At 31.1% G+C, this 9,444-nt stretch carries 10 protein-coding genes; 1 reads left to right on the top strand and 9 read right to left on the bottom strand.

Annotation, left to right across the window (positions count from 1 at the left end; translation table 11 throughout):
* The first annotated feature begins 472 nt into the window (after nucleotides 1–472).
* On the top strand, nucleotides 473–1,339 hold the full coding sequence (locus tag CN601_RS21695) for a hypothetical protein (protein ID WP_098172332.1): 867 nt from the start codon (nucleotides 473–475) through the stop codon (nucleotides 1,337–1,339).
* Between the two features lie 206 nt (nucleotides 1,340–1,545).
* Here CN601_RS21695 and CN601_RS21690 read toward each other — a convergent pair whose 3' ends face one another.
* From CN601_RS21690 to CN601_RS21650, 9 genes are all read right to left on the bottom strand, one after another.
* Complete coding sequence (locus CN601_RS21690) at nucleotides 1,546–2,634, bottom strand: DNA alkylation repair protein (RefSeq protein ID WP_098172331.1); 1,089 nt, start codon at nucleotides 2,632–2,634, stop codon at nucleotides 1,546–1,548.
* Nucleotides 2,635–2,662: 28 nt separating this feature from the next.
* On the bottom strand, nucleotides 2,663–3,433 hold the full coding sequence (locus CN601_RS21685) for a hypothetical protein (protein ID WP_098172330.1): 771 nt from the start codon (nucleotides 3,431–3,433) through the stop codon (nucleotides 2,663–2,665).
* Complete coding sequence (locus CN601_RS21680; RefSeq protein ID WP_218923258.1) at nucleotides 3,414–3,911, bottom strand: ECF transporter S component; 498 nt, start codon at nucleotides 3,909–3,911, stop codon at nucleotides 3,414–3,416. Before CN601_RS21680 ends, CN601_RS21685 begins: the two co-directional genes overlap by 20 nt.
* Before the next feature lie 13 nt (nucleotides 3,912–3,924).
* Nucleotides 3,925–4,524, bottom strand: coding sequence for a histidine phosphatase family protein (locus CN601_RS21675; RefSeq protein WP_098172328.1), 600 nt, complete (start codon nucleotides 4,522–4,524; stop codon nucleotides 3,925–3,927).
* Nucleotides 4,521–5,261, bottom strand: coding sequence for an adenosylcobinamide-GDP ribazoletransferase (gene cobS, locus CN601_RS21670; protein ID WP_098120656.1), 741 nt, complete (start codon nucleotides 5,259–5,261; stop codon nucleotides 4,521–4,523). Before cobS ends, CN601_RS21675 begins: the two co-directional genes overlap by 4 nt.
* Before the next feature lie 10 nt (nucleotides 5,262–5,271).
* Nucleotides 5,272–5,829 carry a bifunctional adenosylcobinamide kinase/adenosylcobinamide-phosphate guanylyltransferase gene (gene cobU, locus CN601_RS21665; protein ID WP_257131782.1) on the bottom strand — a complete coding sequence of 186 codons (558 nt, stop codon included), beginning with the start codon at nucleotides 5,827–5,829 and terminating at the stop codon, nucleotides 5,272–5,274.
* Between the two features lie 147 nt (nucleotides 5,830–5,976).
* The gene (locus CN601_RS21660; RefSeq protein WP_098172327.1) at nucleotides 5,977–7,092 is read right to left on the bottom strand and encodes a Ger(x)C family spore germination protein; all 1,116 of its coding nucleotides are present in this window, start codon (nucleotides 7,090–7,092) and stop codon (nucleotides 5,977–5,979) included.
* Nucleotides 7,093–7,100: 8 nt separating this feature from the next.
* Entirely contained in the window at nucleotides 7,101–8,537 is a 1,437-nt protein-coding gene (locus tag CN601_RS21655) for a spore germination protein (RefSeq protein ID WP_098172326.1), read from the bottom strand.
* Nucleotides 8,534–9,444: endospore germination permease (locus tag CN601_RS21650; RefSeq protein WP_098172325.1), on the bottom strand; the 911-nt coding region annotated here is incomplete at its 5' end. The genes CN601_RS21650 and CN601_RS21655, both read right to left, overlap by 4 nt.

Below are 9,444 nucleotides of genomic sequence, written 5' to 3'. Positions count from 1 at the left end.
ACTTTCTTGACCGAAGTCCATGAGTAACTACTTTTTAGCAATAATTAAGCTGGAATACCCTAACCCGTATAGGTAATATCTTATCTAATTTGGGTTTCTAGAGAATTTAATTGCAGTTTCGCTAATTTTATTTGCACTTTTGTTAATTTTATTTGCAGTTTTACTAATTTTAATTGCAGATTCTCTATTTTTATTTGCACTTTCTCTTTTATTTTCAGTTTTTGTATTCGTATTTGCACATTTCAAAGTTTTATTTGCACTTTCAACTCTCGTATTTGCACTTCGAAGACTTATCGTTTGAATTCAATGCTTTTTATAGGCAACAGAACGACTATAAAATCATACTGTAATTAATGTGATATTTATTTTTCGCCTAATAAATGTTAAATAGTGCATTTTAATAAAAATTTCTAACCTTACTAATTTAAATTTGTTACGATTAAACTAGTACGATTTAAGAAAGGATTGTAATATGACAATAACTTATCGTTTTTATGAGAGTCCTTCAGATCTTGATTTACAGTATGATTTTTGGAATAAAATAACGAATTCTTTAAGGTATGCCTGGAAAGCAACATTGTCTCCTACACTATTTGAAAACCAGTCAGAATTTAATGAGAAATCTAGATGCTTTGCATTTGATGGGGATGAACTTGTTGGTTATATGAGTTTCTCAGGAAAGGGAGAATTTGTATCTTTAGGCTATCCGTGGGTATTACCAGAGTATGAGGATACTGTACGAGATGAACTATTTGAAAGAGTTTACCAATTTGCTATAAGTGAAGAATATGGCGGAAAATTACTTGCACAGCGATTTAGAGGTCAATGGTCAACACAAATAGATTATTTCCTAACTAAAGGTTTCAATATTACAAGTCGTTCACAAATTGTCGGAGCACATTATCCACTTCTTATTAAAACCGTACAAAATATCCCTGGATTTACTTTTGAAATAAAAGATCAATTTCAATTTAATGTTTGGAAAGATTTAAAAATGAAGCAACAAATTCTTACTAATGAACAAGTTGCTATGATGGATGAATATTATAGCTCTATAGAATTTGACTATGCAGTTGAATGTAAATTGGAAAATCAAACGATCGCCTATTTCGGTATCACAATTCGCCCTGACACCAAGTATTCTGAAATTTTAGCTGTAGCCTATACAGATGCAGCTATACCATATTTTTATGATATTATGTCAGTCATCCATAATGAGAACATTAATCGAAAAGTAACAACTGTTACAATAACTAAGTCTCAAATTCCTAAAGTAGTCTTACAGGAAAAACTTGGTTTTACTCCTTTAACAGAAGATGTGATGATGCATAAAAGATAGATGGCACAGTCTAGTGAAAACCCGCAAGGAATTACGTATTTCTAGCGGGTTTTTTGTGCTTTTTCTTAAAATTGCCTCGATATCTATTTGCATAACATACTATAAGTCGGTACCAACCAATTTTATAAACAAAATACATAATTTGTTCCATAATAAAAAGGAACTGTCTCAAAGTAGATCGGCTTGAGACTGTCTCTTTTTCAATTCTACTCTACAATAAAGTCACAACTTCCACATTCCGCGCCGTTAATCAGCAGGCTGATCGTATGTTGGCCAGGGTAGTGCTTTCTTGTTGATAGGTTTTTGAACGAGTGAGATTTGTTATATGATAATGTTTTATCTTTCTCGATTGTGTTTTCGGATATTTTGAAGATTTTTTTTGTACGGTTTCCTTTTGCTTTTACGTAATCAATTGCAAATTCGATTCTAATTTTTGTAAGGGTTGGTTCGTCACTATGAATCTTAAATGAAAAGTTTAGGTCCTCACCGATTTCTATTTTGTCTGATTGCAATTGGAAGTTTTCAATATTGATTGCATTTGTCGTTTGGAATCCGAAAATCGTTAAAGCCTCTATATTCCCCTTTTTTAGTAGCGTTCTACATGCATGTTTAATAATCCAATTTGTATTTGGATTTTTTCCATACCATTCTTTGGCAATCTTTAATACTAGATTCGGATGGTCTTTTGAAATGTCATTTAAATTATTCGCTACACTTTTACGAACATATAATGACTCGTCTTCCTTTAAGTTTTCTAAAATTGACAGGATCGGAGTTGGATCTAATTTCAAATTTTTTAGAACCATCCCCCACGGTAATTTCGGACGGCATCCTTCACTTGCAAGTCTTCTTACATGTTCATTGTGATGCGTTGACCATTTTAGCATTTGCGCCATCATTCGCTCTTGGTCTTGAACAATAAACGGCCTAACCGCAAATTCAGAAGTTGAGTGCTGTGTAAATAATTCTAGCGCTTCCATCGATTGATCCCAATGTTCTAATCCATACACTTCTACAAAATCTGGATAAATGATACTACTTAATTGATTTGTTGGAAATTTATTTAATATACTACTTAAAATCTCAATCGATTTTTCATAATTACTAGGCAATAACTCTCCTAAACAAATCGTAACATGCCTCATTCTCTCCTTTAAGGTTTTATCTTCCCACTTTTCATCGAATATTTTTTCGATAAAAGTATCGCGATTAAAATCTGAATAGACATTAGTGATCTCATTTGCAATTTTTGATATTAAATTATAGTTATATAAATCCTTTAAAGCTTCTGCCATCTTTATTCTCCAATAATGTTATTTCAATTTATTTAATTTCACCTAACAAAGTGAGTGGCTGTGAGATTAATCTATTTAATTCTTCAATAGATTCCTTTTTAATAATTGCTAGTGCACATGTCGCTGGACCCGCTGATTTATGCAACTGGATGCTAGTTTGGTCTAATAACTTTACCTCTTTATTATTAGTTTCCATCAATTGATTTAATTCAAACAGCACACCCTTTGAACCGATTGGTAAAACATCAGAAACATCTTTGTGACTAGTTAACTGCTTTAATGAATGAAAATTAATGATTTCATTTTTATTTCCATTCAAATCCTCTAATACTTCTTGTCCTACTTTTGGATAACCAATTAATATGACAGTATCACCCGAACTTACTTCTTTTCTATTAAAAGGATGAAAGATTTCACCCATTAAAGTGATACCTAAACCCGTTTGCTTTGTTGGAATGTTTTCTTCTGTACTTCCAGTAATATTTATTTCTAAATCGTCTTCGTAAAAATTTGCTTCATTATATTCTTTAATCGCTTTTTCAATACCGTTTATGATCCGTTTCCCTCTACCATCCATTTCTACACATAATGTATTAATTAACACTGTAGGCTTTGAACGGAAAGCTAACGTTTCAACTAAACATAATTTCGCTGTTAAATAACCAACGATTTCTTCATCAACTTTTATATAATCAAGTTCACTCATCCCTATTCCACCGCAACTATCACATGCTATCGTAAAATAGCGATTCGAGTCTATTTGCATTAAAGTTAAGTCCCTAAATTTTGAAGTTTGCACGTTTCATCACCTTTTGAAGTATAAATGCTAAAACAATATTTACTGCTGATGCTAAAGTTAATGGCACTACCATTAACATAAAAAAACTGCTAACAGTCTTAAATGTAAATGAATGATTTAAATAAGCGATTAATAGACCGCTTAGTATTGTTGCAACTGGACCATTTAAAATAATTGCGACGATTATTGCTATATATTTGTTTATTTTTTTAAATAAAACGCCAAAAATCCAAACAATCACAAGCATTTGAAGTGCAATAAATAAATGCACTGGTATTGTAAATGGAAATCCAGATGTAAATGCTGTAAGTAGATGACCAAGTGCCCCTACAATCCCACCGGCAATTGGCGATAGAATGATTGCAGCAAGAAAAGCTGGCAACGAATCAAAAGCAATTGAATAAACTATTTTTATATTAGACAATACTGCACTTAATGCGATAAACAATGAAAGTAAAACGATTCTTTTTGTGTTCAATTTCCCCATCCTCTTAATTATGTTGAATAATATTTTTTAAAAATCCAAAACCATTATTATATTCAATTTCAATAATACATCCATTACCCGTATAAAACTTCCAAAATTGATTTAAATCTAAATGAAGGAAGTTTAAGAGTAAGAGCTTCATAATGCCTCCATGCGTTACGACGATTATATCTTCATTTATTGCAGTCATCTCACGCACAAATACATTAACCCGCTCTGCACACTGCTTTAAGCTTTCACCATTCGGAATTTGAAAATTTAGTAAATCCTCGTTCCATTTTTCTACTACTTCAGGCATTTCTTTTAAAAGTTCAGCATATGACTTTCCTTCAAATACCCCAAAATTTGTTTCATGTAATCGACGATCAATTTTTTTCGTTGCACCTGTAAATAATTCAATTTCTTCACTTAAAGCCGTACATCTACGAAGTGGACTTGAATACAAAGTATAATTTGAAGTCGAATCAATCATTTTGGCTAACTGAGTAACGACTTTTTTCATTTGGAGTAAGCCAGTTTCTGTTAAATCAAAATCAGTCTTCCCCGCATAAACCTTTTGTTTATTTCCTATGCTCTCTGTATGTCTAATTAAAATTACTTTCATACTAATCGCTCACCAATAACAGCAAAAATTAAAAAGCATAATTGGGAAATTTCAATTGTAAATCCAATTACATCCCCTGTAATTCCATCTATTTTTTGATTAATTCTTTTCGTTACAAATCCGATAAAAACAAATGTAACACAGATTGCGAAAATAATTCCTACTTCATTGAAATAGATACTACCTAAACAAATGAGTATGATATATCCAATTAAAACAACTAATGAACTAGACTTTTTTGCTTCTATTATAAATTGACTTCCAAATCCTTCATTCCTAGCATATGTACTTATTCTACAAGTGAATAGAGCGATACATCTTCCAATAATCGGAAATAAAAATATGACAAATGTTGTGTTCTTTGATAAAAATATCCAATCGCCCAAAAATAATATAATTAATGAAATGACTCCAAAAGCACCAATGCGACTATCTTTCATAATTTCTAGAATTCTTTCTTTTGAACGATGGCTAAATATTCCGTCTGACGTGTCTGCCACTCCATCAAAATGTAATCCACCAGTTAAGAATAAATAGACTATTAGTATAAGAAATGCATTGGCTTCATTGTCCAAAATTAACGAAATTCCAAAGTTCAAACAAACGAGTAAAATACCAAATAGTACGCCTACTAATGGAACTAATCTAATTCCCTTCCCTAGTTCAGCTTCAATAAACTCATAGTTTTTCACTGGAATGGTTGAAAAGAAACTGAGGATCATTTTAAATCGATTCATATCGTTACTCCTACTTAATTCTTAAAGGTATACCAGCTGTGACGAGTATAACCTCTTCTGCCCTTGATGCTATTTTTTGATTCATCCGCCCTGCAATATCTCTAAAAATTCTTCCTAAACGATAAGATGGAACTAATCCATATCCTACTTCATTCGATACGATTATTAATGACTTTTCAAATTCTTTACATACATCAATGAGCTCATTCACTTCTTTTTCTATAAATGATTCAAGCTCGTTTATTTGTTCATTATTTATCGTTTCAAAATCGATATCAGTATATCGTTCGAACATTAAATTCGTAATCATTACAGTCATGCAATCTAAAATCACATACTTCGATTGTAAAAAGTTTTCTTCCATTTTTAACTTATTAAACTGTTTAAATTGCTCAACAGTATGCCAATCACTCGAACGCTCTTCTTGATGTCTTTTTATTCTTTCACCCATGTCTCCATCTGTTGGAATAGCTGTAGCAATATAAACAACATCATTTTGATTTGTTTGTAATTCTTTTATTCTTCTTTCTGCGTAAGAACTCTTTCCACTTCGAGCTCCTCCAATCACAAAAATCAACTTCTTCACCCCCACAATAAAAAACTTACTTTGTTCTTATCTATCATAATTCATTTTCGATAAAAATGAGCAAAAAAAAAGAAGATAGATTTTTAAAAATTACCTTCTTTTTATGCTTCTTCTCTTTTCGGTACATTTTTATCTTTTATAAACTTTACTGCCTAAAATATGAACATCAACTTTAATATCTTTTATTAACTTAACATCGATTTCATTTAACGTTTTTATATCCCATTCTTTGCGATCGTACCGATAAGGCTTTTCTGAAATATTGAGAAGATCAGCATCAATCTCTTCTCCTTTTTTAATTGTTTTTAAAATCTCTTTTTTTACTCTACTACTAATTTTTGCAGAAATTTTCTTCTTACTTAAATGATGTTCATTTTGCACGATTGCTACATTTGTGTTTACTTTAATAATATACTTTGGCTTTTTACCACCTTTTACGACCTTAACTGATCCTCTGGAACTTCTAACTACTAAATTTAAATTACCTGAATCAAGTGTAAGTGGTAAAGTATAATTTTTTTGTTCAATAAAATCTAATGCTTTTAAATCCTTTACAGTTACTTGACCTTTATATTTTTGTTGAGAAACAGCGTAAGCACCATTTATATAAGCTACTTTATCCAAATTTTTCTCTTCAAATTTCTTATCCTCAATACCTAATGAAGGAATTAACAAAGTGCCAACAGGTTGGGTGTATCTAGAAATATATTGATGAAATTGTAAACTTAAAGCGATTAAGTCCCCTCTACTTTTTTGATTAGGATTCGTTACTACCGTATATAAAAAAGGTAAATTAAAGAAGCTTTGACTCAGTAAGATTTCTTTAATATCCCGATCCGTACCATAAATCCACATTGTATATCTTAATAGTGGTCTTCCACTTATAAATGAATTAACATCCTTCAATTTTTTTTCGATGACTGATTTACTTAGAATGACACTGTTTATATGTCCGTAATATAAAGGAATTGGTGAATTTGATTCTAATTTAGTAAACGCCTCTTGTATACTTTTAGCTTTTGCTTGCCCAATTAAAGGTGGTGCAGGTACTTGTAATGCGCCACTCTCTTGTTTAGCAATATTTGAAAAATTTAGAGCTTGGATCGTTACAACAAACTGATCGTCCTTAAAATCAATTCCAAAACTCGTAACTAAAGTTTGATCAATAATCGTTCGCTCTCCCCAACAGCCCGTTAAAACAAATAATTGAAATACCAATAGAATGATAATTAGTAATTTTTTCATCTAATTTCTCACTCCTTCTTACGGTCTTCATCAATAGGATGGAGTGATTGATTTCGTTTCACTTTAAACTTTTGTGGCAACTTTATAATGACATTTAAAAAATCTGATTTACTTGGAACAGATAAAATTGATATATATGGTTGTCCGAAGCTTTCTAATGAAACGATCATTGTTCCTAATAAAAAGAAACCCGTAAAAAAGCCAATTAAACCTAGACCAGAAGATAAAAATAAAATAAAAAAGCGGAGAATAACAATATTTCCTGAGATATTCTGATTAATTAATGTATAGCCTGAAATAACAGTTACAGCTACTACAACAAGCATAGATGGTGAGGTTAAACCTGCCCGTATCGCAGCATCACCAATAAATAGCCCTCCTAAAACAGCTACAGTTTGTCCTACTGCTTTTGGTAAACGAATCCCCGCTTCTTTGAATAATTCAAAAAAACCTAACATTAAAGTGGCCTCTAGTGGTGCTGAAAATGGCAACCCATTTCTTGACATACCAATTGTTGCAAGGAATGGATATGGTACTTGATCTAAATGATAGGTAATCAATGCAATATAAAAACCTGGAAGAAAAATCGTCGTGATAATTGCCATTATTCTTAAGTACCTAACGACATTCACATAATAAAAACTGGCATGTATATCCTCTGGAGAATATACGAGCTGGTTTAAATTTGTTGGACCAATTAAACAAGTCGGATTTCCATCAACAATTACCGCAAATCTCCCTTGATTTAATGACTGTACTATGAAATCCGGCCTACCTATATTATCTAATAGAGGAAATATTGAGAAAGGTTTATCATATAGTGCTTCCTCAATTTCATAACTACTTACGACCACGTCTTTTTTAATTAAACTTAGACGTTGCTTTACTTCTGAAAGAATTGAAGGATTAATAATATCCTCCATATAAACTAATAAAACCTTTGTTCGACTTCGTTCACCGATTGTATACTCAACACTTTTTAAAGTAGATGTCTTAAGTCTTTGACGAATTAATGCCATATTTACTGAAATATTTTCAACGAATCCATCTCTCGGTCCACGAATAGAGTTTTCTAAATTTGATTCTTCAGGATCTCGTTTAGGAGGATTGGCAACTGAAATAAAGAAAATATCATTTAAGTAGGAACTAAATATGACTAAATCCCCCGAAAATAAATTTACTTCAACTTCCTTCACTCTTTTAACTTCCACTAAATTTCTTAATAATTCAAAATTAATTTTTTCTTCTTTTTGAACGATATCAAATATCTCATTAATAATTTGATTACTAAATTGCATATCAATTAAGTTTGGACAAAACATAATGATCACAAAATGCGAGTCTTCACCTTCTTGATATGATTTCGTTCTAAAATCGATATCTGATGAGTGATTAAATGACTCCATAAATTCTAATAAGTTTAGAGTTCTCGGTTCTTTTGTCATGCTGAATCACCTTTTAATTTTGAGATAACTAGAAAGATTACCATTAAACATAATAAAAAACATAAATTGATTGGAAAGTAATAGTATTGCAAAAAGTTATAAAAAGACGACGCATTCAACGGAACCATGACTGCCACTAATAATGCAATCGACAATAATGGTAAACTCCATTTTTTTCGCCCACTATAATTAATAATGTAATTTGCGATGCCAAGATTTAAACTAATCCGTATGAAAGCTCCTGAAAGCCACTGATAAATCGATAAAAAATCCAATCTAGTAATATTCTGACCTAACGTTAAAATTTTCCACTGCTCATAAACTGGATTTCTCATTTTCTCTGCTTCAACAGGCCCAAATTCCATTATTGCCCCTGTTAACGGCCCTAAAATTAACATTAATAAGATAAAAGTTACGATAATAAGCCATTTTATTTTTACCTTATCTTTTAAAAATGAATTTAAAAATAAAATAAAAATTATCTCGAAAAATCCAGAGCAAGTATAAACAAAACCATGAAAAAAATCATGATACCCATTTTCAAATACCGGAAATAGTAATTCATAATCTTTGTTTTTCACATTCCCAAAGCCTACTAAAAATCCAAAAAAAACTACCGGTGGTAATATTAAAAATGCAATCGTACTAATTGTACGAATCCCTTTAGTGACAGCATAAAAGCTAATAAGTATGATTAAAAATGCTACAACAAAATTTGGAATATCCTGCGTATAATTTATATTTGCCCATATAAGCGTAAATCGAAAAGTTACGAATGCTGCCAATAAAAAATAAGCTACCAAAATACCTGATAAAGCGTAAGCTATTGGTTTATAAAATACTTTGAACATTAAAGATAAAATATCTTCATTCTTTAGCTTTTTATAAGGCTGTTTTCGTAAACTTT

The organism is Bacillus sp. AFS017336 (genome assembly GCF_002555445.1).
Lineage (GTDB): Bacteria > Bacillota > Bacilli > Bacillales > Bacillaceae_G > Gottfriedia.
The sequence above is the reverse complement of the archived record's forward strand: the minus strand, read 5'-3'. Positions and strand labels throughout refer to the sequence as shown.